This window comes from Borborobacter xinjiangensis, from assembly GCF_047739745.1.
Taxonomy (GTDB): domain Bacteria; phylum Pseudomonadota; class Alphaproteobacteria; order Rhizobiales; family Rhizobiaceae; genus Pseudaminobacter.
Genome location: NZ_JBLLVA010000014.1, coordinates 22323 through 46045 on the forward strand (window position 1 = coordinate 22323; position 23723 = coordinate 46045).

Sequence of the window (23723 nt, forward strand, 5' to 3'; positions counted from 1 at the left end):
GCGGTCAGCTCCGGTAGTCGCCGTTGATGGCGACATATTCCTTGGTCAGGTCGCAGGTCCAGACCGTCGCCTTGCCGCGCCCGATGCCGATGTCGGCGCGGATGACGATCTCGTCGCGCTTCATGTAGGCGGAAGTCTGTTCCTCGGAATAGGCCGGATCGCGCTCGCCATTATGCGCCAGGCGATTGTCGCCGAACCAGATCGACAACAGGTCGCGGTCGGCCGGCTCCCCGGACTTGCCGACCGCCATGACGACGCGGCCCCAATTTGCGTCCTCGCCGGCGACCGCCGTCTTGACCAGCGGCGAGTTGGCGATCGCCAGCGCGATGCGCTTGGCCGAGCGCGCCGATTTCGCCCCGGTGACGGTGACTTCCACCTGCTTGCGCGCGCCCTCGCCGTCACGCACGACCTGAAGCGCGAGGTTCTTGAGTATCTTGTTGAGCGCTCGCTTGAACTGCGCGAGACGGGCATCCTTGGCGTCGTCGATCTTCGGCGCGCCGCGCCCGGCGGCCGCCCCGGTGGCGAACAGCAGCAGCGTGTCGCTGGTCGAAGTGTCGCTGTCCACGGTCACCGCATTGAAGGTCGAGCCAACCCCCTTTGACAACAGATCCTGCAGCACGGGCGCGGAAATCGGCGCATCGGTTGCGATGAAGGAAAGCATCGTCGCCATGTCCGGCGCGATCATGCCGGCACCCTTGGCAATGCCGTTGATGGTGACCTCGGCGTCGCCCAGCCTGACCGTCGCCGTCGCCACCTTCGGGTAGGTGTCGGTGGTCATGATCGCTTTGGCGGCTTCTACCCACAGGTCCGGCTTCGCCTCCTTGACCATGCCGGCCAGCAGATGGCTGAAGCGGCCGGCGTCCAGCGGCTCGCCGATAACGCCGGTTGAAGCAAGGAATACATCACTCGGCGTGCAGCCGGCCGCCTGCGCTGCCGCCTTGCCGGTTGCCGTGGTCGATTCGCGGCCCTTGCTGCCAGTGAACGCGTTGGCATTGCCGGAATTGACCACCAGGATGCGCGCCTTGCCGGCGCCGAGATTCTCGCGGCAGAAATCGACCGGCGCCGAGGGACATTTCGAACGGGTGAACACGCCGGCGACCGTCGTGCCCGCGTCGAACACCATCGTCAAAAGATCGGTGCGGTTGCGGTACTTGATCCCCGCTTCGGCGGTGGCGATGGCGGTGCCCTCGACTGCGGGCATCTTCGGGTACTTCCTGGGCGCGAGCGGAGAAATCGTCTCGGACATGGCATCTCGATCTGTGGAATACGGAAACCCTGCCGGTTTGCCCGATACCGTAAAACCGCGCAAGGCGGTTTCACGGCTTGGAGTGGAGCGAAAGCAGGCCGTTTTTACTGCGCCATGGCGTCGACGGCCTTCTTCAGCTCCGGATCGGCAACATCGATCTTGGCGGAAGTGCGCAGCGACTTGACCAGTTCGAAATATTTGTCGCGCAGCAGCAACGAGCGGACCTGGTCCTTGACCTGATCGAAGGCCGGCGGCTGCTTGGCCCGCTTGTCCTCGACCTTGATGACATGGAAGCCGAACTGGCTCTGCACAGGCTCCTTGCTATAGGCGCCGACCTCGAGCGCGAATGCCGCCTTCTCGAACTCCGGCACCATCTGGCCGGGGCCGAAATAGCCGAGATCGCCGCCCTGCGCGGCCGAGCCGTCGGACGACTTTTCCTTGGCGACGTCTTCGAACTTGGCACCGCCGTCAAGTTCCTTGATGACAGCCTCGGCTTCTTCCTTGGTCTTCACCAATATGTGCCGCGCCTTGACTTCATTGACCGGCGGGGTGTCGGCCATTTCCTTGTCGTAACGGGCGCGAACGTCCTCGTCGGTGATCTTCTTGCTCACTTCCGCATCGACGACGGCGCTGTGCAGCGCGCGCTCCTGCAGGAACGTCATCCGGCGCTGGAAGTCGGGCGTCTTGTCGAGGCCCTTCGCCTGCGCCTCGGCTGCCATCAGGCGGATTTCGATCGTCGCCGAAAGGGCGGCCGCGCGGCGCTGTTCAGGCGGCAGGCGCGAAAACTGCTGGTCGAGATCATCCTCGGCGATTTTCAGATCTGCTTCGGTGATGGGCTGCCCGTTGATCGTCGCCACCACTGCTTCGGGATCGACCGGAGCGGGTGCGGGCGTTTCCGCAGGCGCGGTTTCCTGCGCGATTGCCAATGTAGCGGGCGCAACCGCGAGCGCCAGCAGGGCGCCAAGGCCGGCAAGGGACGCGCGTCGAATCGAAAAAGGCATCAAAAAACTCTCCGTGGGGATTGGCAGGGCCTTCAAGCCGGCACAAATATGGCCAAATTCGGCACGGCCGCCATCGACGCCGCCACGTTGACATCGCCTGTGCCCCCTCTTATCTGTCCATCGGCTTTGCGTCCAGAGCCGTTTTCCGGGCGCCTTGTTGTCTGAACCTGTTCTGACCCTATCATGGCGGCTTCGCCGGCGCCCCCGGTCGGAAATTCGAACTGAAAGGCCCTTTGATGGTCAGTTTTGGCGGCCTTGCCCGCAAAATCTTCGGCTCCTCCAACGATCGCCGTGTCAAATCGGCGCGACCCAGGGTCCAGGCGATCAACGCCATGGAAAACGAGATGCGCGCGCTGTCCGATGACGAGCTTCGCGCCCGCACCGAGCAATTCCGCCAGGACCTGGCCAACGGCGCCCATATCGACGACCTGCTGGTTCCTGCGTTCGCGGTGGTGCGCGAGGGCGCGCGCCGCGTGCTCGGCCTTCGGCCCTTCGACGTACAGCTCATCGGCGGCATGGTGCTGCATGAAGGCGGGATCGCCGAGATGCGCACCGGCGAAGGCAAGACGCTGGTCGCCACCCTTCCCGTCTATCTCAACGCGCTCGCCGGCAAGGGCGTCCACGTCGTCACCGTCAATGACTATCTGGCGACCCGCGACGCCGGCTGGATGGGCCGCATCTACAAATTCCTCGGCCTGTCGGTCGGCGTCATCGTCCATGGCCTGTCAGACGAGGAGCGGCGCGCCGCCTATGCCTGCGACGTCACCTACGCCACCAACAACGAGCTCGGCTTCGACTATCTGCGCGACAACATGAAGTACGAGCGCGCCCAGATGGTGCAGCGCGGTCACAATTACGCGATCGTCGACGAGGTCGATTCGATCCTGATCGACGAGGCGCGCACGCCGCTGATCATTTCCGGCCCTCTCGAGGACCGCTCGGAAATGTACAACACAATCGATGCCTTCATCCTCCAGCTCGGACCGGACGACTATGAGGTCGATGAGAAGCAGAAGACGGCGATCTTCACCGAGGACGGCACCGAGAAACTGGAAAACCTGCTGCGCGGCGCGGGCCATCTGAAGGGCGAGTCGCTCTACGACGTCGAGAACGTCGCCATCGTCCACCACGTCAACAACGCGCTGAAGGCGCATCGCCTGTTCCAGCGCGACAAGGACTACATCGTCAACAATGGCGAGATCGTCATCATCGACGAGTTCACCGGCCGCATGATGCCGGGCCGCCGCTTCTCCGAAGGCCTGCACCAGGCGCTCGAGGCCAAGGAGCATGTGACGATCCAGCCCGAGAACCAGACGCTGGCCTCGGTGACCTTCCAGAACTATTTCCGCATGTACAAGAAGCTGGCCGGCATGACCGGCACGGCGGCGACCGAAGCGGAAGAGTTCGGCAACATCTACGGTCTTGGCGTCACCGAAATTCCGACAAACGTTCCGGTCCAGCGCATTGATGAAGACGATGAGGTCTACCGGACGGTCGAGGAAAAATACAAGGCCATCGTACGCGAAATCCGCGAAGCCCACGCCAAGGGCCAGCCGACGCTGGTCGGAACGACCTCCATCGAAAAGTCGGAACTGCTCGCCGAGCGCCTGCGCAAGGATGGGTTCAAGAATTTCGAGGTGCTGAACGCGCGTCATCACGAGCGTGAGGCGGCGATCGTGGCGCAGGCCGGCAAGCCGGGCGCCATCACAATCGCCACCAACATGGCCGGTCGCGGCACCGACATTCAGCTAGGCGGCAACGCCGAGATGCGGATCGCCGAGGAACTTGGCGATATGCCGGCCGGACCCGAGCGCGAAGCTCGGGAGAAGGCGATCCATGACGACGTGGCGCGGCTCAAGGAAAAGGCGCTTGCCGCCGGCGGGCTTTTCGTGCTCGCCACCGAGCGGCATGAGAGCCGCCGCATCGACAACCAGTTGCGCGGCCGCTCCGGCCGCCAGGGCGATCCGGGCCGCTCGAAATTCTTCCTGTCGCTGCAGGACGATCTGATGCGCATCTTCGGGTCCGAGCGCATGGACGGCATGCTACAGAAGCTCGGCCTCAAGGAGGATGAGGCGATCATCCATCCCTGGATCAACAAGGCGCTGGAAAAGGCGCAAAAGAAGGTCGAGGCGCGCAACTTCGATATCCGCAAGAACCTGCTGAAATATGACGACGTCATGAACGACCAGCGCAAGGTCGTGTTCGCGCAGCGCCTCGAACTGATGGACGGCGAGAATCTCGGCGAAACGGTCGCCGAGATGCGCCAGGACGTCATTGACGACCTTGTCGCCAAGCATATTCCCGAGAACGCCTATTCCGAACAGTGGGACGCCGTGGGCCTCAAGGAAGGCGTCCTCCAGTATCTCAATCACGATCTGCCGATCGAGGATTGGGTGCAGGAGGAAGGCATCGCCGAAGACGATATCCGCGATCGCATCACCGAACAGGCCAACGCTGCCGCGGCCGACCGGGCTGAGCGGTTCGGGCCCGAGGTGATGACCTATGTCGAGCGCTCGATCGTGCTCCAGACGCTCGACCATCTGTGGCGCGAGCATCTGGTCAATCTCGATCACCTGCGTTCCGTTGTCGGCTTCCGCGGCTACGGCCAGCGCGATCCGCTGAACGAGTATAAGTCGGAGGGCTTCGAGCTGTTCCAGGCGATGCTCGGCAACCTTCGCCAGGCGGTCACCGCGCAGCTCATGCGCGTCGAACTGGTGCGCGAAGCTGCCGAAGCGCCACCCCCGCAGGCTCCGGCCACGCATGGGCATCATTTCGACGCCAATACCGGCGAGGATTCCTTCGGCGATGTCGCTACGGCGGTTCTGGAAGACCCGCGCGTCGTGCCGGCCGAAGAACGCGATCCGAGCAATCCGCAAAGTTGGGGCAAGGTGGGACGCAACGAGCCCTGCCCCTGCGGTTCGGGCAAGAAATACAAGCACTGCCACGGCGCATTCGCCTGAACCACTCGGGCATCAACCGGCATGAAACGGCCCGGCCTCGCGCCGGGCCGTTTCATGTTCGGCTCCTGTCCCCCGTCCCGAACCGTTTCTTAAACAGTCTTGCATAAGCCTCCCTGACGGAAATCGGAGTGTACGGGGTGCGGTTTTCCGCGGCATCGACGGCAGAAAGACTTTTGCCTGCGCGCCTTGCGCTGAGGGTCGCGCCGCTGCTCGGCCGCGTCGACGCGGCCCTTTTCGCCGCCGATGAACGCGGCGTGGCCGGGCGAATGTCGCTGATCGCCTTTGCCATCCGTATCGTCAGCGCTGTCATCGCTTTTGCCAGCCAGGTATTTCTGGCCCGCTGGATGGGCAGCTTCGAATTCGGCATCTTCGTGCTGGTCTGGCTGACCGTGGTCATTGTCGGCGATCTGTCCTGCTTCGGCTTCCAGACCTCCGTCATCCGCTTCATTCCCGAATTCCGAGAAAAGCACATGCTCGCCGAACTGCGCGGCGTGCTGGTCGCCAGCCGGATGTTCGCGCTGGTGGCCGCGACGGCGGTGGCAGGGTCCGGCGCGCTCGGCATCTGGCTATTCGCCGATTCCATCGACAGCTACTACGTCGTGCCGTTCCTGCTCGGCGTGCTCTGCCTGCCGATGATTGCCCTATCGGACGTGCTCCAGGGAATTGCTCGGGCGCATTCCTGGGCGATATCGGCGCTGTCGCCCACTTTCATAACTCGCCCGATCCTGATTCTGGCCTTCATGGCCGCCGCATTGCTGGCAGGCTTCGCGCCGACCGCGCAAACGGCGATGATCGCGGCGATCCTGGCGACCTACGTCACCACCGTCATTCAACTCGTGACGGTAACTGCTCGAGTAGGCCGTGGCGTGCCCGGTGGGCCGCGCAAGGTGCATCTGCGCGCCTGGCTGGTGGTTTCCCTGCCGATCTTCCTGGTCGAGGGATTCTATTTTCTGGTGACCAATGCCGATGTGCTGATGGTGGGCTTCTACATGAGCCCGGACGACGTCGCCGTGTACTTCGCCACCGTCAAGGTCTTGTCGCTGGTGCATTTCGTCTATTTCGCCGTCAGGGCCGGCGTGGCGCAACGCTATGCACAGTTTACGCATGGTGATCCCGGCCGGCTGGCCGCCTTTGCCCGCGAAACCGTTTCCTGGACCTTCTGGCCTTCCCTGCTGATGGCGCTTGGACTTCTGGCGCTCGGCAAGCCGATGCTGATGCTGTTCGGGCCGAGCTTCGTCGCCGGCTATCCGCTGCTGTTTCCGCTCGTCTTCGGCGTCCTTGCGCGCGCCGCCGTTGGCCCATGCGAGAGCCTGCTTACGATGAGCGGAAACCAGAATATCTGCGCTCTGGTCTTTGCCTTGACGCTTGCCATCAACATAGCGCTCAACATGCTTCTCATTCCGCAATTCGGTCTCTGGGGCACGGCGATCGCCACCTCCGCCGCAATGGTCTTCGAAGCGCTGGCACTGTCCTTCACGGTCTGGCGCAAGCTTGGCATCGTCATGGCGATCCTCGCGCCGCCGCAACTCACCAGGGAGAGGCCCTGATGGCTGCCATACCCCTTCTTGAGGAAACGAGCGGCGGTCCCTCCGGCGCGATGATTTCGGGCCTTGCCGACTACCGCCGCGACAAACTCGGCGAAGAACCGCGGACCGAGCTGCTCGAAAGCCGCCGGCCGCCGCGTCGTCTGTCCATCTATCCTGCTTCCGCCGGCTTCGACCTGATCGAAGAACTGGACCACCTCTGCGTCAGAACGGTTGAGCCGAACATATTCTTCAATCCGCGCTTTCTCGCCCCGGCAATGCCGCGCCTGGAAGACCGTGAGGTGCGGCTGGCGGTCATGCGCGACGGCGACGACGACCAGCGCAGCCGGCTGCGTCTGCTGGTGCCGTTTTCGGTGGAACGCCAAACCGGTCCGCTTGGCATTTCCATCATGCGCGCCTGGTCCAGCCCCTTTGGCCCGCTTGGCACTCCGCTGCTCGACCGCGACGACCCCGCAGGCGTCGTCGAGGATTTCTTCGCGATCCTGGCGCGCCCGCATCTGCGGCTGCCGAAGGTATTCGTGCTGCCCGACATGCGCCTTGACGGCACCGTGGCGGCAATTCTGCGCAATGTTGCCGAAACGCGTGGCCTGCCGCTGACGACGACAGGCGAGTTCGAGCGACCGGCCCTCGAAAGCGAACTGGAAGGCGACGACTATCTCAAGGCCTCGCTGCGGGCGCATCACTACCGCGAATTCCGCCGGCTGAAGCGGCGGCTGGCCGACACCGGCAAGCTGGAGCATGTCGTGGCACGCGGGCAGGACGAGATCCGCCATGGGATCGAAGCCTTCCTGACGCTCGAGGCTGCTGGCTGGAAAGGCCGGCGGCGCACCGCCATGGCGATCGACCGCTACCGGGCTGCATTCGCCCGCGAGGCGCTGCACCGCCTGGCCGAACAGGATTTATGCCGGGTGCATTCGCTGACACTCGACGGAGAAATGATCGCCAGCGTGATCGTGCTGGTCGAAGCGGGCCGTGCCTACACGTGGAAGACCACCTATGACGAAAAATATGCCGCCTATTCGCCTGGCGTGCTTTTGATGATCGAGGTTACAAAGCAGCATCTCGACGATCCGAATATCGACATGACCGATTCATGCGCAGTGCCCGACCATCCAGTCATGAGCAGGCTGTGGTCCGAACGCAAGCCGATGGGAACCATTCTTGTCGGCCTGACGCCCGGCGCAGACCGGGCCACGCGCCAGGCCGCAAGCCAGCTTCACCTCTACCGCGAATCCCGCAACATGGCGCGCATCCTGCGCAACCGGGTGAAAAGTCTTTTCAAGCGGCGCTGAAATCGTCTCTCAGCGCTCGCCTTCTCTCCTTGCCCGCTCACGCAACTGGCGGCGGATAACCTTGCCCGTCGTCGTCAGCGGCAGGTCTTCGACGAATTCGATCTCACGCGGATATTCATGCGCTGAAAGCCGCTCGCGAACCCAGGTCCTGATCTCGTCCGCAAGCCGCCTGTCGCCGACGGTACCCGGCTTCAGCACCACATAGGCCTTGACCAGTTCGGTGCGCAGCGGATCGGGCTTGCCGACCACCGCCGCCAGCGCCACCGATGGATGGCCGGTCAGGCAATCCTCCACCTCGCCCGGCCCGATGCGGAAACCCGCCGAGGTGATGACATCGTCGTCGCGGCCGAAGAAATGCACATAGCCGTCCTCATCCTCGGTCCCCTGATCGCCGGTGGTCATCCATTCACCGATGAATTTGGCGGCGGTCGCTTCAGGGTTTTGCCAATATTCCAGGAACATCACCGGATCAGGCCGCCGGATCGCGATCTGACCGGGCTCTCCCGCTTCGAGGCGACGCCCCTCGCCATCAATGACCGCGGCCGTGTGGCCCGGCACCGGCTTGCCGATCGCGCCCGGGCGGCTGACGCCGAGCACCGCCATCGAAGATAGCACGAGATTGCACTCGGTCTGGCCGTAGAATTCGTTGATCGCCAAGCCGAGTTCGGCCCGCGCCCATTCGAAGGTTTCGCGGCCGAGCGATTCGCCACCCGAACCGATGGTGCGCAGCGACAGCTTGAAGCGCCTGCCGATGTCAGGAACCGTTCTCAACATGCGCAGCGCCGTCGGTGGAATGAACGCGTTGCGCACCGCCATCTTTTCGGCAAGCAGGAGCGCAGACTCGGGGTGGAACTTCTCGGAGCGCCCCACCACCACCGGCACGCCGAAATAAAGCCCCGGCAACAGTACATTGAGCAGCCCGCCCGCCCACGCCCAGTCGGCAGGCGTCCACAGCCGGTCGCCCGGCTGCGGCAGGAACTCATGGTGCATCTGCACGCCCGGCAGATGGCCGAGCAAAACGCGATGCCCGTGCAGCGCTCCTTTCGGCTGGCCGGTGGTGCCGGAGGTGAAGATCATCATCGCCGGATCGTCAGGGCCGGTGTCTTCCGCAATGTGATCGGCCGGATTGTCGGCGATCATCCTGTGGAAGTCATCGGCCCCGGCTTCGGCACCGTTGATCGAAACGATCTGTTCGAGATCGCGCAGTTCGCCGACAATATTGCGAAGTTTCGCCACTCCTGCCGAAGTGGTGACCACCGCCTTTACGCCGGCGGCGCCGAGCCGATAGCGCAACGCCTCCGCCCCGAACAGCAGCGCCAGCGGCACGGCGATGGCGCCCAGCTTGTAAATCGCGACATGGGCGATGGCCGTCTCGAAACTTTGCGGCAAAAGTAGCGCCACGCGGTCGCCGCGCCGGACACCATGCCGCTTCAGCCCCCTGGCGAAGGCATTGGAGCGAGCGGCGAGTTCGCCAAAGGTCAACCGTTCAGGCTCGCCTTCCGCATGATAGTCGAGCAGCGCCGTACGGTCAGGCTCGATCGCTGCCCAGCGGTCGGATACGGCCGTGCCTATATTGAACCGACTGGGGATGACCCACCGAAAATCGTGGTAGAGAAGATCGTAGCTGTCGCGCCGCTCGAGCATGAATGTCATCCGCGGTCCCACACGAGGAAAACCCCTGTCCGGAATATCGCCGGGGATGTGATGGCGTCAATCGAAGCGCTATTCCGTGGCAGCCCTTTCGGCCCGCTTGGCGGCCCGCTCGCAACGTTTCCTGAATTCCTCGACCTCAGCTTCGGTCAGGTGCTCGATGCCGATGAACCGGTTCTGGCCCTTGCCGACCCGAATCAGTTCATCGAGCTTCGCCTGCATGGCTGCGCCGTCACGATTTTGCGTGTTCTGGATCAGGAACACCATCAGGAAGGTGATGATTGTCGTGCCGGTGTTGATGATCAGTTGCCAGGTGTCGGAAAAGCCGAGAAGCGGACCGGTCGCCGCCCAGACGACAATGATCGCGCAGCAGGCGATGAATGTCATCGGCATGCCCGCCGCATGCGCAACCCGGTTCGCAACGTGAGTGAACGTTTTGCTGAGAGACATTTAACAACCCGATCAGGCGTTTGGAGGCAAGATACCAGCAGCGCTGATCTGAACGGAAAAGATGATCATTAGTTCCGCCGAGCCGCATCCAGCGACCTCAGCAGCGCATGATCGTAAACCTCCAGCCAGGGCCGCAAGTCAAAACCCGGATCGGTCAGCAGCCTTTGGCGAAGTGTGACCCGGACGACGGAGAGCTCGTGCCGCGAGTTGATCGACGGCGGCTCGAACTGGCGACGGTCGAGCGCCGCCTCGACCTTGCGCTTGAAGCATACCAGTTCCGGCAAGCCGAACCGGTCCAGCATCGACTGGAAACGCGCATGTGCCTGCCGGTCGAATATCTTCCCCTGACATGGATGCGGCGGAAAGCCATATCCGCATGGCACGAATCCCGTCGGAATCGGCGTTGTGCGTGCGTGGGTGCGGCCGCTTCCAAGAAGGCCTGGGCTGAGAAATGCGGGATAGGATCCGGAAATCGTCTGCGCCGTCGTATGCATCACCTCCAGGCGGCCGACCGGCGTCTCGATGATCCAGTCGAGATCGCTTGCGGCGAGTTCGCCGAGGAGCGGACGTGGAAGTTCGGAGAAGGTTGCACCTTGCCATCCTGCCAGCAATTCATGCATGCCATCCATGCCGGAGCGCAGCTTGACGCGGGCCTGCCGGCTGGCGATGCCGATGTCGAAGCACCGCTTGTGCCGATCGGCGGGACTGATCGCGGCGCCATCCTCGCCCGCATCCAGGAGCCCGGCCCTTTGAGGGGCAAACAACGCGTGTTCGGCGACGCAAAGTGCGATGCCGTGGTTCCACAGGCGCGGAACGGAGCTGATCGTCTCGAACGCCACCGGCCGAAGCTGGAAAATGCGCTCGATGCGCAAGGAGGCCGCCGCCGAGCGCACCACAAGTGCCTGATCGGTTGCGGCCACCACAGTTGGCTCCCGATCATGAGAGAATGCGCCGATCGCGCCGAAAGCCCCCAGGCTCCAGCGCCACGTCGAAGCGCCAAGTGCCTCAGCGAGCCAGTCGAAAGAACTTTGGGTGGCAGCCAAGCGGGTCAATCCTCTTCGAAGAAAGATCGGCTCGTCTATCGGCCGCCTATCAAAAAATCGCAACGCCGCCTATGTTGCCCCGGCGTTGATGGAAGGGCGAGGTGGCGCGAATGCCGAAGGAGCAAGCAGACACAAACGCGCCGAGCGTCTTGCGTCCGCCTGCGGAAGTCTTTGCCGCGTTCCTCAAACTTGGGCTGACCTCGTTCGGTGGGCCGATCGCGCATCTGGGCTATTTTCGTCAGGAATTCGTCGTTCGTCGCCGATGGATCGATGAGGCCGGCTATGCCGATCTGGTGGCGCTTTGCCAATTCCTGCCCGGTCCCGCCAGCAGCCAGGTCGGCTTCGCTCTCGGCCTGCTACGCGGCGGCCCGCTCGGGGCGCTTGCCGCCTGGACCGCCTTTACCCTGCCATCCGCAATTCTACTGCTTCTCTTCGCCTCCGGCGCAACGGCGCTCAGTGGCCCGGTTGGAGACAATTTGCTTCACGGCTTGAAACTGGTCGCGGTCTGCGTCGTCGCCCAGGCCGTCTGGGGCATGGCGCGAACGCTGGCCCCCGACGTCCAGCGCGCCAGCATCGCGGCAATTGCGGCGTTGACTGCGATCTTCGTTGCAGGATCGACCGGACAGCTTTCCGCGATCGTGCTTGGCGGGCTCGCCGGCTTTTACCTGTGCCGCCAAGACGCTGCGCAAACCATCGGAAAACTCGCATTTCCGGTCTCGAAGCGTGTCGGCGGCGCCGCGCTACTGACGTTTTTCCTGTTGCTGGTCTTGTTGCCGCTGGCCGCGAGTTCGGGGCTCTCTCAGGGCCTCTCGCTGTTCGATGCCTTCTACCGCGCCGGCGCGCTGGTCTTCGGCGGTGGTCATGTCGTTTTGCCGCTGCTTGAGGCGGAGGTGGTGCAGCCGGGCTGGGTCGGCACCGACGCCTTCCTCGCCGGCTACGGCGCCGCGCAGGCAGTGCCCGGACCTCTGTTCACCTTCGCGGCCTATCTCGGCGCGGTGATGGGTCCGGAGCCGAACGGCATGGCCGGCGCGGCCATCTGCCTGCTTGCGATCTTCCTGCCGGGCTTCCTGCTCGTCATCGGCGCGCTGCCGTTCTGGGATGCGTTTCGCCGCCGCCCGGCCGCGCAGGCGATCATGCGTGGAACCAACGCCGCGGTTGTCGGCATTCTCGCCGCGGCGCTTTACGACCCGGTGTGGACAAGCACGGTGGACGGACCAGGCGATATCGGACTGGCACTGCTGGGGTTCGCCCTGCTTGTCCTTCTCAAGACGCCGCCATGGGTTGTGGTGGTTTTCGTAGCTTCGGGAGCCATGCTGATCGGGCTCATCTGATCAAGACACGATCCGGTCGCCGTCAGTGCTTCATGAAGCGGCGATGATGGCGTCCCGCGCGACGAAACGTTGCCAGTTTGCGTCCTTCGTCTCGTCATCCGCCTCTTCCTGTTCCGCGCAGTTGAGCCGCAGGTGCCGATCGCCGAACGGTGCATCGACGAATGCACAATGATGCGGGTTCGGGCCATCATGCGCGTTGGGACGGAAATGGCGACAGGTGATGCACATGCGCTGGAGCGGAATATCGCCATTGATCTGCAAGGTGCGGATGAGCTTGACCAGCATGCGCAGGAACGCCGCCTGCTCGGCCGGCGCGAGAGCCTCGACAGCGCTGCCAAGGAAATCCGGCCATTCCATCGTACGGGCGGCGAGGGCCTCTCCGTCGGTGGTGAGTTTGAGCGTGATCGAGCGCTTGTCGGTTCCCGCTTCCTTGCGAGCGAGGCCCTTGGCGACGAGCGAGTTCACCATATCGCTCGCAGTCGGAGCGGAAACGCCAAGAAGCTTGGCCAGCGCTGAAAGATGCAGCCCCGCCGGCGCCTCGCGCAACATCGAGAGCGCCTGGCCTTGTGTCGGCGTCACGCCAGCCGATCCGGCTCCCTTCCAAGCCCGGCTTTTCAGCACGAGGCCGATCCTGACCAGACCGCCGGTTATGCGCCGGGCGATCGGCTCACTGATCGCATCGAAGATCGCCACCATCTAACTTAGGAGTCCTAATAATCTACTTGACATCGATGATTGTTAGCACTCCTAATTATCAATGTCCACGGAAAGCGTAGGACCGGACGACCTTCGCACCGTCGCAAAGGTCAATCAGAAAGCACAAGGGTATCAGCCATGAAAACCAAAGCCACCTTCTATCATGCCGGATGCAACGTATGCGTCGATGCCGAGCGGCAGCTTGCGACGGCGCTCGATCCGGCCCGCTACGATACCGAGATCGTGCATCTCGGCGAACAGCGCGCTCGCCTGGCGGAGGCCGAAGCGGCCGGGGTCAAGTCCGTGCCGGCTTTCGTACTCGACGGTCAAGCCTACCACATCAACTTCGGCGCCGCGCTCAGCGATCTCAAATAGCTTGAAAACCGTGGACCGGCAGGGCCGTGCCGGTCCACTCTCCTACTGATTTGCTGGCATGCGTGAGAAGAAAAATATGACCAAGATGCTTCAACCCGCTCCCGACTGGGACATCATGCAATGGCTGAACGCCGACCGGCCGCTCGATCTCGCGAGTTTGCGGGGCCGGGTCGTCGTCGCTGCGGCCTTTCAGATGCTATGCCCTGGATGCGTCATGCAAACCATTCCGCGAATGCGGCAGGTCCACTCCCTGTTTGCAACGAACGATGTGGCGGTGGTGGGGCTGCACACCGTCTTCGAGCACCATGAAGCAATGATGCCGACGGCACTCGCCGCATTCCTTTACGAATACAAGGTCACATTTCCAGTCGGCGTCGATCGGCCGGGCGAGCGAGGCGACCCAATCCCCTCGACCATGCGGCGCTATGCGATGCAGGGCACCCCGACGCTCATCCTCATCGATCGGTTCGGGCGGCTTCGACGCCAAGTCTTCGGGCACATTCCCGACCTCCAGCTCGGCGCCGAGATCATGGCGCTGATACGGGAAGCTCGATCGGACATACCGACCCACGAAGAAGGAGCAGCAAGTGCCGGCACCGAAGCAGCATCGGATTGCGATGATCGGGGTTGCCCGGTCTAGCCTGTGCTCCGGCATGCGTCATCGCGGGATGGATGCTGGGGTGGCTTTTGGCGATAGTCGTGCGGGTCTCTGGTGCCCCCTGCCGGAATCGAACCAGCACTCCTCTCGGAACCTGATTTTGAGTCAGGCGCGTCTACCAGTTCCGCCAAGGGGGCCTCGCCCTTTCGAGCGGACGGCTGCGGACTATACGGTCCAGCGGCCACTCGTCAACAGGTCTGTGCCGATTTCGTGACCGGATGCCCTCCGATAGCCATTGTGCCTCGGAATAAATCTCCCTAGACAGGGGCTAGCCCACCGACGGAAATCTCCATGCTTCGCAGATTATATGACTGGACCATGTCGCTCGCCGCGCGGAAATCCGCGGAAGCCTGGCTCGCCATCATTGCCTTCGTCGAAAGCTCGGTCTTTCTGGTTCCGGCCGACGTGCTCTATCTGCCGATGGCCCTGTCACGGCCGAAACGCGCCTACCGCTATGCCATAGTCGCAACGGTCGCCTCGGTGCTCGGCGGAGTGGCGGGCTGGTATATCGGCTATTACGCTTATGAGACGATCGCCAAGCCGATTCTCGAATTCTACGGCAAGTTCGACGAATTCGAAGCCTTGCGCACTTCCGGCGGCATGGGCTTCATACTGCTGATGCTGATCACCTCGGGCCTGTCGCATCTGCCGCCGATCAAGGTCGTGACCATCCTGGCCGGCGTCATGCACGTCAATATCTGGATATTCGTCCTGTCGGCGATCGTCGCACGCGGAGCGCGTTTTCTGTTCCTCGCCTGGCTCCTGCGTACCTATGGCGAGCCGATCCGCGAGTTCATCGAAAAGCGCCTCGGCATGCTCGCCGCCGCCGGTGCCGCCGCCCTGATTTTGCTCTATATCCTGATCAGATACGTCTTCTGATCGAAGCCCAGCCGGAACGACCCGAATCATGTCCACTCTGACCCAGCCGACAAGCAGCGTCCAGACGATCGCGGCACTCCTGCTTGCGGTCCTCATGGCCGCGACCGTCGGCTCCGCGCTCGGCTTCGAACATATCGGCGGCTACATTCCCTGCAAGCTGTGTCTGGAACAGCGCACGCCTTATTATGTCGGCATTCCGCTGATGGCGGTGGCGGCACTGTCCTCGACCATGAAGTGGCCGAGCGTGATGACGCGTGGCCTGCTTCTCATCGGCGGCCTGCTGATGCTCTACGGACTTTATCTCGGCGTCTTCCATGCCGGCGTCGAATGGGGCTGGTGGCCCGGACCTGCGGATTGCGGCGCGATCGTCGCGCCCGCCGAAGGCGGCAGCGGCGGCATATTGGATGCGATCAATACGGTAATCCCGCCCTCATGCGACAAGGCCGCGCTGCGCATACTCGGCTTGTCGCTCGCCGGCTGGAATGCCATCGCCAGCCTGTTGCTCGCGGTCATCGCCTTTCGGGGCGCAGTGGGAAAGCCTTGAATATCGGTGGGGAGCCGGATCAGGGTTCCAGTTCGACGTCCCAGTAGAGATAGTCCAGCCAGCTTTCATGCAGATAGTTCGGCGGGAACAGCCGGCCGTTATTGTGCAGATCGTGCACGGTCGGCTTGTAAGGCTTCTGCGTCGGCCACATTTTTGCCTGGGCCGGCATGAGCCCGCCCTTGCGCAGATTGCACGGCGAACAGGCGGCGACGACATTTTCCCAGGTGGTGGCGCCGCCGCTGTGGCGGGGAATGACGTGATCGAAAGTCAGGTCCTCATGCGTGCCGCAATACTGGCATTGAAAACGGTCGCGCAGGAACACGTTGAACCGGGTGAACGCCGGATGGCGCGACGGCTTCACATAACATTTTAGGCTGACGACGCTCGGCAGCCGCATCGAAAATGATGGCGACGATACGGCATGCTCATATTCGGCGACGATGTTCACCCGATCCAGGAAGACAGCCTTGATCGCGTCCTGCCACGACCAGAGCGACAGGGGATAGTAGCTGAGCGGACGATAATCCGCGTTCAGCACCAGTGCGGGAAGGCCATCCGGAGATACGGCGACCGTCACTAGCAGCTACTCCCGAGTTGATGAAACATCCTGAGCACAAATAGTGTACGCCCTAGATGACATCGATGTGAAGCATTTTCGCCGATTTGACCGGGGCAGAAAAATCTCGAAATTCCAAGTTTTACGTCACCTGTATCGGCGGAGCCGCGTCGCGGCCGCGCGTTTCGCGGTAATATGCCCAGAAAAGCCGCGCCGCCACGCCTCGCCATGGCGCCCATGATTCGGCAAGTTCAATCAGCGCTTTTTCCGCCGGGCGCGGCGAAATCGCCAATGCATGGCCGACCGCGCTTTGCAACGCGACGTCGCGCGCCGGAAAAATATCGGGATGACCGGCAGAAAACAGCAGATAGCATTGCGCCGTCCACGGCCCGATGCCGGAAACCGCGGTCATCCGGCCGATCGCCTCGCCGGCGTCCAGCCCGCACAGATGGTCGAGGTCGAGGCCATCGCGCACAGCTTGCGCGACCGCCAGCAAGGTGCGCTGCTTGGGCCGTGACAGGCCGGCCTTTCGAAATATTTCCTCTCCAGCGTCCAGCACTGCCTGCGGCGTCAATGGATCGACAAGCTTCACCAACCGGCCGAGGATAGCGTCGGCGCTGGCGCGGGACACCTGCTGGGCGACGATGATGGAAACGAGGCTGCCGAAACCCGGTTCGGAGAGCCGGAGCGGCACATTCCCGGCCACCGCGCGAACGGGAAGCAGGCGCGGGTCGATGGCACAGAGCGCCTCCAGTCCGGTGGCGATGTCGTCAGGCGTGGAGATGCGGCGCATGAGTGGCTTGTCCCTTTCGGCGCGGCAAAGTAGCAATCGCTCGATGATCCCTTCAACCCGAATTCCCGCCCGAACATGAGCGCGCCCGTTTTTCGTTTCGCGCCGAGCCCGAACGGCGAGCTTCATCTCGGCCATGCCTATTCGGCGCTGCTCAACGAGCAGTTGGCAGCGGCGATCGGCGGACGCCTGCTGCTCAGGATAGAGGATATCGACACGACCCGCTGCACGCCGGAGTTCGAGGCCGGAATCCTGCGCGATCTTTCATGGCTCGGCATTCGATGGGAGGAGCCGGTTCGCCGTCAATCGGAGCATTTCGACGCCTACCGCGATATGCTGGAAAGGCTTTCGCGCGACGATCTCGTCTATCCGGCCTTCATGAGCCGCGGCGAAATTCGCGCTCATATCGCCGAGAGCGAGGCGAAGGGCCGGCACTGGCCACGCGACCCGGACGGCGTGCCGATCTACCCGGCAACCGACAAGCAACTGTCGTCATCCGAGCGCAAGCGGCGGATCACCGAAGGCGCACCATTTTCCTGGCGCCTCGATATGCAGGCGGCCTTGTCGAGCCTGCCCGCACCATTGGCATGGACCGAGTTTACCGACGAGGGCCTGGGCGGCAGCCGTGCCGTCGAGGCGCGACCTCAGGAATGGGGTGATGTCGTCATCGCGCGACGTGAAATCCCGACCAGTTATCACCTGTCGGTGGTCACTGACGATGCGCTGCAAGGCGTCAGCCATGTCGTGCGCGGTCGCGATCTCTACGCGGCAACCAGCGTTCAGCGCCTGTTGCAGGAACTGCTCGGCCTGCCTGCGCCCGCCTATTTCCATCACCGCCTGATTCTCGGGCCGGACGGGCGGAAACTGTCCAAAAGCCTTGGCGACAGCGGGTTGGCTGCGTTGCGTGACGGCGGCGCCACGCCCGCCGACATCAGACGCATGGTCAAACTTTGGTGAAGCGATGCGCCGCCTCGTTCAACTCTGCTGATAGCTTGGCTCAATCATTCAGCTTTGCCCGGCGCGCAAAAGCCGGCTAGAGAACCCGCCGGTCCGGAGCGTCGTTGAGTCCATTCGGGCCGCAGGGGCGCACTGTCCTTTTAGTGCAGGGCGTTATTGGCTTGGTTCAGCGATCATCGCTGGAAGCGAAAATTTGCCGATCGGGCGGCAAGCATCAGGGTTTTCATCAGACATGACAGGTTTGAAACGGCTCATTCCCGCCACCTTCGTCGTGCTCTGGTCGTCGGGTTTCATCGGCGCCCGCTATGCCATGCCCTGGGCCGAACCGTTCACCTTCCTTGCCGGCCGGTTCGTTCTGGCGTTCGCCATATTGGCGTTGCTAGCCGTGCTCGTCGGCGCACGAAAAACCAGCCGGCGTGACGCATTCCACGCCGCCGTCGCCGGGGCACTGATGCACGGTGTCTATCTCGGCGGCGTGTTCTGGGCAATCCGCCAGGGTCTGCCCGCCGGCATTGCAGCCCTGATTGCCGGCCTTCAGCCCTTGATCACCGCCGTTTTCGCCGGCCGGATTCTCGGTGAGGAAATCACGCCGCGCCATTGGGCGGGACTTGCCGCGGGTTTCGCCGGCGTGGCGATCGTGCTCTCGCCGGCGTTCGGCGCGAGCGGCGGCGTCACCTTCGCCACGCTTGCCGCCGCCTTTGTCGGCATGGCCGGCATGACGGCAGGCACCATCTGGCAAAAGAAATTTGCCACAGGCGGCGACCTGGTAACGGGTACGCTCTGTCAGTATCTCGGCGGCGCCGCGCTCATGATCGCCGGCTCCGTCGCGTTCGAAACGCAGACCGTCACAGTCAACGGCGAATTGATCTTCGCCATGGTCTGGCTGGTACTGGTGCTGTCGATCGGCGCGATCTTCCTGCTGATGCTGTTGATCCGCGACGGAGAGATGTCGAAAGTCTCGTCGCTGTTCTACCTGGTGCCGGTGGTGACCGCCCTGATGGCTTGGGCGTTGTTCGGCGAACAACTGACGATGGTGCAGCTTGCCGGCATGGTGCTGGCGAGTTTCGGCGTCGGCCTTGCCACGGCACAGCGGCCGGGCTCGGCGACCACCACTGCAAGCTGAGGCAGACGCCGGCGGTTGCCTGACGAGGATGTCGGGCAGCCGCCGGCATCAGGTTGCAGACTTTACTTACCGAGCCAGACGGTACCCGCCTCGTTGATGACCGGAACGCCGACCGAGTTGCCGTATTCGGTCCAGGAGCCGTCATAGTTGCGCGCTTCGTAGCCAAGAATGCGCTTCAGCGCAAACCAGGTATGGCTCGAGCGCTCGCCGATGCGGCAGTAGGTGATGACCGGACGCGAGCCGTCGATGCCCTTCGCCGCATAGATTTTGCGGATTTCTTCGATCGGCTTGTAGGTGCCATCCTCATTGACGATGGTCGCCCAGGGAACATTCTCGGCCTTCGGAATATGGCCGGCGCGGATCGACAGTTCCTTGACGCCCTCCGGCGCGAAGATCTTGCCCGTATATTCGTCGGGCGAGCGGATATCGACCAGCCGTCCATCAATGCGGCCCTCGACGAAATCCAGCACGTCGGGAAGGCGCGCGCGCAGCGTGTTGTCGCGCTCCGGCAGCTTGATCGAAGAAGCATCGAATTTGGGCAGGTCGGCGGTCAGCGGCAGCTTGCTCGCCTCCCATAGCTTGCGGCCGCCATCGAGCAGCTTGGCACGGTCGCCGAAGCCATAGACGTCGAGAATCCACACGCCCCAGGCGGCGAACCAGTTGTTGTTGTCGCCGTAAACGATGACGGTGGTGTCGTCGGTGACGCCGGCGCTGCGCAGTTGCGCCTCGAATTTTTCGCGCGGCGCGATGTCGCGATTGATCGTATCGACCAGGTCGGTATGCCAATTGAGATTGATGGCGCCCGGAATGTGGCCGCCCTCATATACGCCCGGGTCGACGCTTACCTCGAAGATGCGCACGTTCGGATTGTCGAGATTGTCGCGAAGCCAGTCCGCGCTGACCAGAGGGCCACTTGGAATTGACATGATCGTTGCCTCCTTGATGAGATCACACGAAAATAGGCCGTTCTCGCCCCCTGGAGGGGGGACAAAATTTCAAAAAAAAGCTGCAGGCCGGAATAGATTATCACCAAGCTTGCTGAGCATAAACTTGTTTCGTGAGTTCGGCGGTCGCGCTCGCTCGGCCTATTCCTTGACACTCAGAGTGCCCACCCGGGCGCGCGCATCGAGATAGCGGGTGATGGCGGCGTTCAACTCGCCGCCAAGAATGAAGATTGCCGAGACGATGTAGAGGAAGACCACGGCGATCATGATTGAGGCAAGCCCTGCATAAGTGGTCACGTAAGAGGAGAAATGATCGAGATAGGTGGCAAAAGCCGTCGAGCCGATCAGCCAGGCCACCAGCGTGAAAAGGATGCCGGGCACGATTGCCGTGAACCGCCGCTTGCCGTCCGGCAGCCAGAAGTGCACCGCGATCAGGCCGAGCACGATCACCGTGGACGCGATGACGAAGCGCCACAGCGTGATCGTGCCCATATAAGGCTCGATCCACTCGAAATTGGCTTGCGCCAGGCGCGCCAGGATTGGCGCGAACACCAGGAGCACGCTGATCACCACGAATCCGATTGTGGCAATCAGCACGAAAGCCAGGCTCTGAAGCCGTCGGTAGACGAAAGACCGCGTCTCGACGACGCGATAGGCCCGGTTGAGCGAGGTACGCAGCGCCTCGATGCCGTTGGAGGCGAAGAACGCCGCCAGCACCACGCCGTAGGTCAAAAGGTCGGTGCGCTGCACGGTCAGCACATTGACCACCTCCCTGGCGATCGGGGCGGCGATCTGCTGCGGCCATGTGTCGAAAACCAGATGGACGGCTGTGTCGGCGAACGCCTGTGCGCCGAGAAAACTGGCAAGCGTGGTCGCGAAGATCAGGAACGGAAACAGTGCCATCAAGGCCGAGATCGCCAGATGACTGGCCATCGACCAGCCGTCATCATAGTTGAAATGGCCAAACGCGTCGAAAATGACGCGTTTGACGGCGACGATCTTCCTCAAGACTGCTCCCCTCTGATTGTCTCGTGGTCGCGAATATGGGAAGTGTTCGCCGCGAAAGGCAAGTCAAGGCGGGATGTTGGATGAGTGGACTGCGCACGATCATCGTCACCGGCGCGTCCTCGGGCATCGGCGCCTATTGCGCACGCGCCCTGAAGGATGACGGGTGGCGGGTGTTCGCGACCGCGCGCAAGCCGGAGGACATCGCGGCACTTGAGGCCGACGGCATCGAGGCCTTCTATCTCGACTATCGCGAGCCCGAATCGATTGCCGCGCTGGTGGAGGCCGTGCTGGAGCGCACCGGCGGCACGCTCGGCGCGCTTTACAACAATGGCGCCTATGCCCAGGCCGGCGCCGTCGAAGACCTGCCGGTCGAAGCCTTGCGCGAACAGTTCGAGGCGAATTTCTTCGGCTGGCATGACCTGACGAGGCGCATCGTTCCGGTGATGCGGGCACAGGCGCATGGCCGCATCGTCCATTGCTCCTCGATATTGGGCCTCACTCCTGTCAAATGGCGCGGCGCCTACGCGGCCTCCAAGCATGCCCTTGAAGGTCTGATGCTCTGCATGCGCGCCGAATTGCAGGGATCAGGCATCCACGTCTCGCTGATCGAGCCCGGACCGATCCAGTCGAAGATCGCCTCGAACGGGCTCTACTGGTTCCTGAAGAACATCGACCACGAAAACTCCGTTCACAGCGGCGATTACGCCGCACAGTTGGCGAGACTGCGCGCCGGTGGCTCCACTTCGCGTCACAAGCTCAAGTCGGACGCCGTCTATGCGGTATTGCGCCACGCCTTGCTATCGCCGCGGCCCAGACCGCATTATGTGGTGACATTGCCGGCCCGGATTGGTGTAGTGCTGAAGCGCATCCTGCCCGCCGCGCTTTTCTATCGCGTGCTTGCCTCGCAAGCCTGACCGAACCAGAGCTGGAAACTCAATGGCAACAGCCTTCAATATTCTTGCGATCATCGTCATGATCGGGGTCGTGATCGTGCTCATGCGCGGCCTGTTGAACCTGATGCGCGGCGGCCCGGGCAGCAAATCCAACAAATTGATGCAGATGCGCATCATACTGCAATTCCTGGCGCTGGTGCTGATCCTGCTTGCCGTCTACTTCAACAGGGGCTGATGACCGCCGCTTCGGGAGGAACGAATGGTACGACTGAACAAGATCTACACCCGGACCGGCGATGACGGCACAACCGGCCTCGGCAGTGGCGAACGCCGATTGAAGTCGGACCTGCGCGTCGACGCCTATGGCACGGTCGACGAAGCCAATGCCTGCATCGGGCTGGCTCGCGTCCACACCGGCACCGCCTATCCCGAACTCGATACCATGCTCGGCCGCATCCAGAACGATCTCTTCGATCTCGGTGCCGACCTGGCGACACCCGACACCGGCAAGAAGCTCGATTACGAGCCGCTGCGCATCATCGCCTCGCAGGTCACCAGGGTAGAAGCCGACATCGACCAGTTGAACAAGAACCTGCAGCCGCTGCGCTCCTTCGTGCTGTCGGGCGGTTCACCGGCCGCGGCAGCCCTTCACCTTGCCCGCACGGTCGCCCGCCGCGCCGAGCGCATCATGGTGGCGCTTGCCCAGGACACGGACGAGCACGTCAACCGCGACGGCCTCAAATACATAAACCGCGTTTCCGACCTGCTGTTCGTGGCCGCCCGCGTCGTCAATGACAATGGAAACGCCGATGTGCTATGGGTTCCCGGCCAAAATCGATAACACTTTAATCGGTGAGACTTTTCGGGAGCGGAAGACGGTCCGATGTTCATTCCGCTGCACGACGCCAACAGCCTGAAATAGATCAAGCATCAATATGTGACGATCGGACTGATCGTTGCCAATGTGTTGGTCTACATGCTGACCTCGCTCGGCAGCGAATATTCGGCCCAGGTTGCTGCCGTCGGGCTTGGCTACATTCCCTCGGTTGCCTTCAACACGGCCGAACTGCCCGCCGAATATGTAATCGTGCCCGAGCAACTGACCTATGTCACCTATGCCTTCCTGCACGGCGACATCTTCCATCTCGGCGGCAACATGCTGTTTCTGTGGGTGTTCGGCGACAATGTCGAGGACGCGCTCGGCCACGTTCGTTATCTGGTCTTCTATCTCCTGTGCGCCATATCCGGTGCTCTGCTGCACGGCCTGATCGCACCCGCATCGCAGGAACCGCTGATCGGCGCATCGGGCGCCATCGCCGGCATCGTTGCCGCCTATCTCATTCTGCATCCGCGCGTGAAGGTCTGGATTCTGGCCTTCGGTCGCATTCCGCTGCGCATACCCGCCTACATCACGCTTGGCCTGTGGATTCTGTTCCAGTTCGCCATGCTTCTGGCGGGTGGCGAGGACCAGATTTCATGGGCCTGCCACGCCGGCGGTATCCTCGCCGGGGCCGCGTTGGTGCCGATTCTACGCCGCCGCGGCGTTCCCCTTCTCGACAGGGAAATCGTGACCCCTCGCGCGGTCAAAGTGGAGCAGGACCGAGCACCGGCGAGGCCCGCGCCGCGCTGGGGGCGGCAATGATCAGACATCCATGCGGTGGTTTGGCTCCCGCCCGATATTGACGTGCATGCGACCCATAACTAGGGTTCCGCGGCTTGCGGAGGTCTCGTGGCCCTTAACGCAACTTGGAAGATTCCGTTTTTCTCGTCCAATATGTCGCCA

24 protein-coding genes and 1 tRNA gene are annotated in these 23723 nt (G+C 62.7%); 14 read left to right on the top strand and 11 right to left on the bottom strand.

Going from position 1 to position 23723, the window contains the following annotated elements:
• Window positions 1-4 precede the first annotated feature (4 nt).
• A complete protein-coding gene (gene argJ / locus ACLKMW_RS15605) occupies window positions 5-1246 on the bottom strand; it encodes a bifunctional glutamate N-acetyltransferase/amino-acid acetyltransferase ArgJ (protein ID WP_415725399.1) in 1242 nt (413 codons plus the stop codon).
• A 104-nt stretch (window positions 1247-1350) separates the two neighbouring features.
• Window positions 1351-2247, bottom strand: a complete 897-nt coding sequence (locus tag ACLKMW_RS15610) for a peptidylprolyl isomerase (protein WP_415725400.1) — start codon at window positions 2245-2247, stop codon at window positions 1351-1353.
• Between the two features lie 236 nt (window positions 2248-2483).
• On the opposite strand from ACLKMW_RS15610, the gene secA reads away from it, so the two are divergent.
• The 3 genes from secA (at window position 2484) to ACLKMW_RS15625 (ending at window position 8043) form a co-directional block, all read left to right on the top strand.
• A complete protein-coding gene (secA, locus tag ACLKMW_RS15615) occupies window positions 2484-5207 on the top strand; it encodes a preprotein translocase subunit SecA (protein WP_415725401.1) in 2724 nt (907 codons plus the stop codon).
• A gap of 137 nt (window positions 5208-5344) precedes the next feature.
• The gene (locus tag ACLKMW_RS15620; protein ID WP_415725496.1) at window positions 5345-6754 is read left to right on the top strand and encodes a lipopolysaccharide biosynthesis protein; all 1410 of its coding nucleotides are present in this window, start codon (window positions 5345-5347) and stop codon (window positions 6752-6754) included.
• Entirely contained in the window at window positions 6754-8043 is a 1290-nt protein-coding gene (locus ACLKMW_RS15625) for a GNAT family N-acetyltransferase (RefSeq protein WP_415725403.1), read from the top strand. Before ACLKMW_RS15620 ends, ACLKMW_RS15625 begins: the two co-directional genes overlap by 1 nt.
• 9 nt (window positions 8044-8052) lie before the next feature.
• Here the strand turns inward: ACLKMW_RS15625 and ACLKMW_RS15630 are convergent, their stop codons facing one another.
• From ACLKMW_RS15630 to ACLKMW_RS15640, 3 genes are all read right to left on the bottom strand, one after another.
• On the bottom strand, window positions 8053-9687 hold the full coding sequence (locus ACLKMW_RS15630; RefSeq protein WP_415725497.1) for an AMP-binding protein: 1635 nt from the start codon (window positions 9685-9687) through the stop codon (window positions 8053-8055).
• A 78-nt stretch (window positions 9688-9765) separates the two neighbouring features.
• Entirely contained in the window at window positions 9766-10143 is a 378-nt protein-coding gene (locus ACLKMW_RS15635; RefSeq protein WP_415725404.1) for a low affinity iron permease family protein, read from the bottom strand.
• A gap of 68 nt (window positions 10144-10211) precedes the next feature.
• Entirely contained in the window at window positions 10212-11186 is a 975-nt protein-coding gene (locus tag ACLKMW_RS15640) for a DUF6925 family protein (protein ID WP_415725405.1), read from the bottom strand.
• Between the two features lie 110 nt (window positions 11187-11296).
• On the opposite strand from ACLKMW_RS15640, the gene chrA reads away from it, so the two are divergent.
• Entirely contained in the window at window positions 11297-12517 is a 1221-nt protein-coding gene (chrA, locus tag ACLKMW_RS15645; protein ID WP_415725406.1) for a chromate efflux transporter, read from the top strand.
• 30 nt (window positions 12518-12547) lie between these two features.
• Here the strand turns inward: chrA and ACLKMW_RS15650 are convergent, their stop codons facing one another.
• A complete protein-coding gene (locus tag ACLKMW_RS15650; protein ID WP_415725407.1) occupies window positions 12548-13213 on the bottom strand; it encodes a MarR family winged helix-turn-helix transcriptional regulator in 666 nt (221 codons plus the stop codon).
• A gap of 138 nt (window positions 13214-13351) precedes the next feature.
• Here ACLKMW_RS15650 and ACLKMW_RS15655 point away from each other — a divergent pair, with 138 nt between their 5' ends.
• Both ACLKMW_RS15655 and ACLKMW_RS15660 read left to right on the top strand, forming a co-directional pair.
• Window positions 13352-13588, top strand: a complete 237-nt coding sequence (locus tag ACLKMW_RS15655) for a thioredoxin (RefSeq protein ID WP_415725408.1) — start codon at window positions 13352-13354, stop codon at window positions 13586-13588.
• Between the two features lie 76 nt (window positions 13589-13664).
• Window positions 13665-14228 (top strand): redoxin domain-containing protein, encoded by a 564-nt coding sequence (locus ACLKMW_RS15660; protein WP_415725409.1) that lies wholly within the window; start codon window positions 13665-13667, stop codon window positions 14226-14228.
• Between the two features lie 70 nt (window positions 14229-14298).
• On the opposite strand, the gene ACLKMW_RS15665 is transcribed toward ACLKMW_RS15660, so the two are convergent.
• A tRNA-Leu gene (locus tag ACLKMW_RS15665) sits at window positions 14299-14383 on the bottom strand.
• Between the two features lie 154 nt (window positions 14384-14537).
• On the opposite strand from ACLKMW_RS15665, the gene ACLKMW_RS15670 reads away from it, so the two are divergent.
• Complete coding sequence (locus tag ACLKMW_RS15670; protein ID WP_415725410.1) at window positions 14538-15125, top strand: YqaA family protein; 588 nt, start codon at window positions 14538-14540, stop codon at window positions 15123-15125.
• A 28-nt stretch (window positions 15126-15153) separates the two neighbouring features.
• On the top strand, window positions 15154-15669 hold the full coding sequence (locus ACLKMW_RS15675; RefSeq protein WP_415725411.1) for a disulfide bond formation protein B: 516 nt from the start codon (window positions 15154-15156) through the stop codon (window positions 15667-15669).
• A gap of 19 nt (window positions 15670-15688) precedes the next feature.
• Here ACLKMW_RS15675 and ACLKMW_RS15680 read toward each other — a convergent pair whose 3' ends face one another.
• Together ACLKMW_RS15680 and ACLKMW_RS15685 are read right to left on the bottom strand one after the other, a co-directional pair.
• Window positions 15689-16246 carry an HNH endonuclease gene (locus ACLKMW_RS15680; RefSeq protein ID WP_415725412.1) on the bottom strand — a complete coding sequence of 186 codons (558 nt, stop codon included), beginning with the start codon at window positions 16244-16246 and terminating at the stop codon, window positions 15689-15691.
• Between the two features lie 121 nt (window positions 16247-16367).
• Window positions 16368-17018 carry a DNA-3-methyladenine glycosylase family protein gene (locus tag ACLKMW_RS15685; protein WP_415725413.1) on the bottom strand — a complete coding sequence of 217 codons (651 nt, stop codon included), beginning with the start codon at window positions 17016-17018 and terminating at the stop codon, window positions 16368-16370.
• A gap of 75 nt (window positions 17019-17093) precedes the next feature.
• Here ACLKMW_RS15685 and gluQRS point away from each other — a divergent pair, with 75 nt between their 5' ends.
• Both gluQRS and ACLKMW_RS15695 read left to right on the top strand, forming a co-directional pair.
• Window positions 17094-17972: a tRNA glutamyl-Q(34) synthetase GluQRS gene (gene gluQRS, locus ACLKMW_RS15690; protein ID WP_415725414.1), complete on the top strand. Its 879-nt coding sequence runs from the start codon at window positions 17094-17096 to the stop codon at window positions 17970-17972.
• A 232-nt stretch (window positions 17973-18204) separates the two neighbouring features.
• Entirely contained in the window at window positions 18205-19095 is an 891-nt protein-coding gene (locus ACLKMW_RS15695) for a DMT family transporter (RefSeq protein WP_415725415.1), read from the top strand.
• Between the two features lie 62 nt (window positions 19096-19157).
• Here ACLKMW_RS15695 and ACLKMW_RS15700 read toward each other — a convergent pair whose 3' ends face one another.
• Both ACLKMW_RS15700 and ACLKMW_RS15705 read right to left on the bottom strand, forming a co-directional pair.
• The gene (locus tag ACLKMW_RS15700) at window positions 19158-20021 is read right to left on the bottom strand and encodes a sulfurtransferase (RefSeq protein WP_415725416.1); all 864 of its coding nucleotides are present in this window, start codon (window positions 20019-20021) and stop codon (window positions 19158-19160) included.
• Window positions 20022-20180: 159 nt separating this feature from the next.
• Window positions 20181-21047 carry a YihY/virulence factor BrkB family protein gene (locus ACLKMW_RS15705; protein ID WP_415725417.1) on the bottom strand — a complete coding sequence of 289 codons (867 nt, stop codon included), beginning with the start codon at window positions 21045-21047 and terminating at the stop codon, window positions 20181-20183.
• 80 nt (window positions 21048-21127) lie between these two features.
• On the opposite strand from ACLKMW_RS15705, the gene ACLKMW_RS15710 reads away from it, so the two are divergent.
• From ACLKMW_RS15710 to ACLKMW_RS15725, 4 genes are all read left to right on the top strand, one after another.
• The gene (locus ACLKMW_RS15710; RefSeq protein WP_415725418.1) at window positions 21128-21961 is read left to right on the top strand and encodes an SDR family oxidoreductase; all 834 of its coding nucleotides are present in this window, start codon (window positions 21128-21130) and stop codon (window positions 21959-21961) included.
• A gap of 22 nt (window positions 21962-21983) precedes the next feature.
• The gene (locus ACLKMW_RS15715) at window positions 21984-22175 is read left to right on the top strand and encodes a twin transmembrane helix small protein (RefSeq protein WP_415725419.1); all 192 of its coding nucleotides are present in this window, start codon (window positions 21984-21986) and stop codon (window positions 22173-22175) included.
• A 24-nt stretch (window positions 22176-22199) separates the two neighbouring features.
• Entirely contained in the window at window positions 22200-22781 is a 582-nt protein-coding gene (locus ACLKMW_RS15720) for a cob(I)yrinic acid a,c-diamide adenosyltransferase (RefSeq protein ID WP_415725420.1), read from the top strand.
• An 81-nt stretch (window positions 22782-22862) separates the two neighbouring features.
• Window positions 22863-23582 carry a rhomboid family intramembrane serine protease gene (locus tag ACLKMW_RS15725; RefSeq protein WP_415725498.1) on the top strand — a complete coding sequence of 240 codons (720 nt, stop codon included), beginning with the start codon at window positions 22863-22865 and terminating at the stop codon, window positions 23580-23582.
• Window positions 23583-23723 lie beyond the last annotated feature (141 nt).

Excerpts from the sequence above, each read along its gene's own strand:
- ACLKMW_RS15675 (WP_415725411.1), top strand. The coding sequence starts at position 15,154 with ATGTCCACTCTGACCCAGCCGACAAGCAGCGTCCAGACGATCGCGGCA.
- ACLKMW_RS15610 (WP_415725400.1), bottom strand. The coding sequence starts at position 2,247 with ATGCCTTTTTCGATTCGACGCGCGTCCCTTGCCGGCCTTGGCGCCCTG.
- ACLKMW_RS15700 (WP_415725416.1), bottom strand. The coding sequence starts at position 20,021 with ATGTCAATTCCAAGTGGCCCTCTGGTCAGCGCGGACTGGCTTCGCGAC.
- ACLKMW_RS15655 (WP_415725408.1), top strand. The coding sequence starts at position 13,352 with ATGAAAACCAAAGCCACCTTCTATCATGCCGGATGCAACGTATGCGTC.
- argJ (WP_415725399.1), bottom strand. The coding sequence starts at position 1,246 with ATGTCCGAGACGATTTCTCCGCTCGCGCCCAGGAAGTACCCGAAGATG.
- ACLKMW_RS15720 (WP_415725420.1), top strand. The coding sequence starts at position 22,200 with ATGGTACGACTGAACAAGATCTACACCCGGACCGGCGATGACGGCACA.
- ACLKMW_RS15660 (WP_415725409.1), top strand. The coding sequence starts at position 13,665 with ATGACCAAGATGCTTCAACCCGCTCCCGACTGGGACATCATGCAATGG.
- ACLKMW_RS15670 (WP_415725410.1), top strand. The coding sequence starts at position 14,538 with ATGCTTCGCAGATTATATGACTGGACCATGTCGCTCGCCGCGCGGAAA.
- chrA (WP_415725406.1), top strand. The coding sequence starts at position 11,297 with ATGCCGAAGGAGCAAGCAGACACAAACGCGCCGAGCGTCTTGCGTCCG.
- gluQRS (WP_415725414.1), top strand. The coding sequence starts at position 17,094 with ATGAGCGCGCCCGTTTTTCGTTTCGCGCCGAGCCCGAACGGCGAGCTT.
- ACLKMW_RS15685 (WP_415725413.1), bottom strand. The coding sequence starts at position 17,018 with ATGCGCCGCATCTCCACGCCTGACGACATCGCCACCGGACTGGAGGCG.
- ACLKMW_RS15715 (WP_415725419.1), top strand. The coding sequence starts at position 21,984 with ATGGCAACAGCCTTCAATATTCTTGCGATCATCGTCATGATCGGGGTC.
- ACLKMW_RS15650 (WP_415725407.1), bottom strand. The coding sequence starts at position 13,213 with ATGGTGGCGATCTTCGATGCGATCAGTGAGCCGATCGCCCGGCGCATA.
- secA (WP_415725401.1), top strand. The coding sequence starts at position 2,484 with ATGGTCAGTTTTGGCGGCCTTGCCCGCAAAATCTTCGGCTCCTCCAAC.
- ACLKMW_RS15630 (WP_415725497.1), bottom strand. The coding sequence starts at position 9,687 with ATGCTCGAGCGGCGCGACAGCTACGATCTTCTCTACCACGATTTTCGG.
- ACLKMW_RS15695 (WP_415725415.1), top strand. The coding sequence starts at position 18,205 with ATGACAGGTTTGAAACGGCTCATTCCCGCCACCTTCGTCGTGCTCTGG.
- ACLKMW_RS15710 (WP_415725418.1), top strand. The coding sequence starts at position 21,128 with ATGAGTGGACTGCGCACGATCATCGTCACCGGCGCGTCCTCGGGCATC.
- ACLKMW_RS15625 (WP_415725403.1), top strand. The coding sequence starts at position 6,754 with ATGGCTGCCATACCCCTTCTTGAGGAAACGAGCGGCGGTCCCTCCGGC.
- ACLKMW_RS15635 (WP_415725404.1), bottom strand. The coding sequence starts at position 10,143 with ATGTCTCTCAGCAAAACGTTCACTCACGTTGCGAACCGGGTTGCGCAT.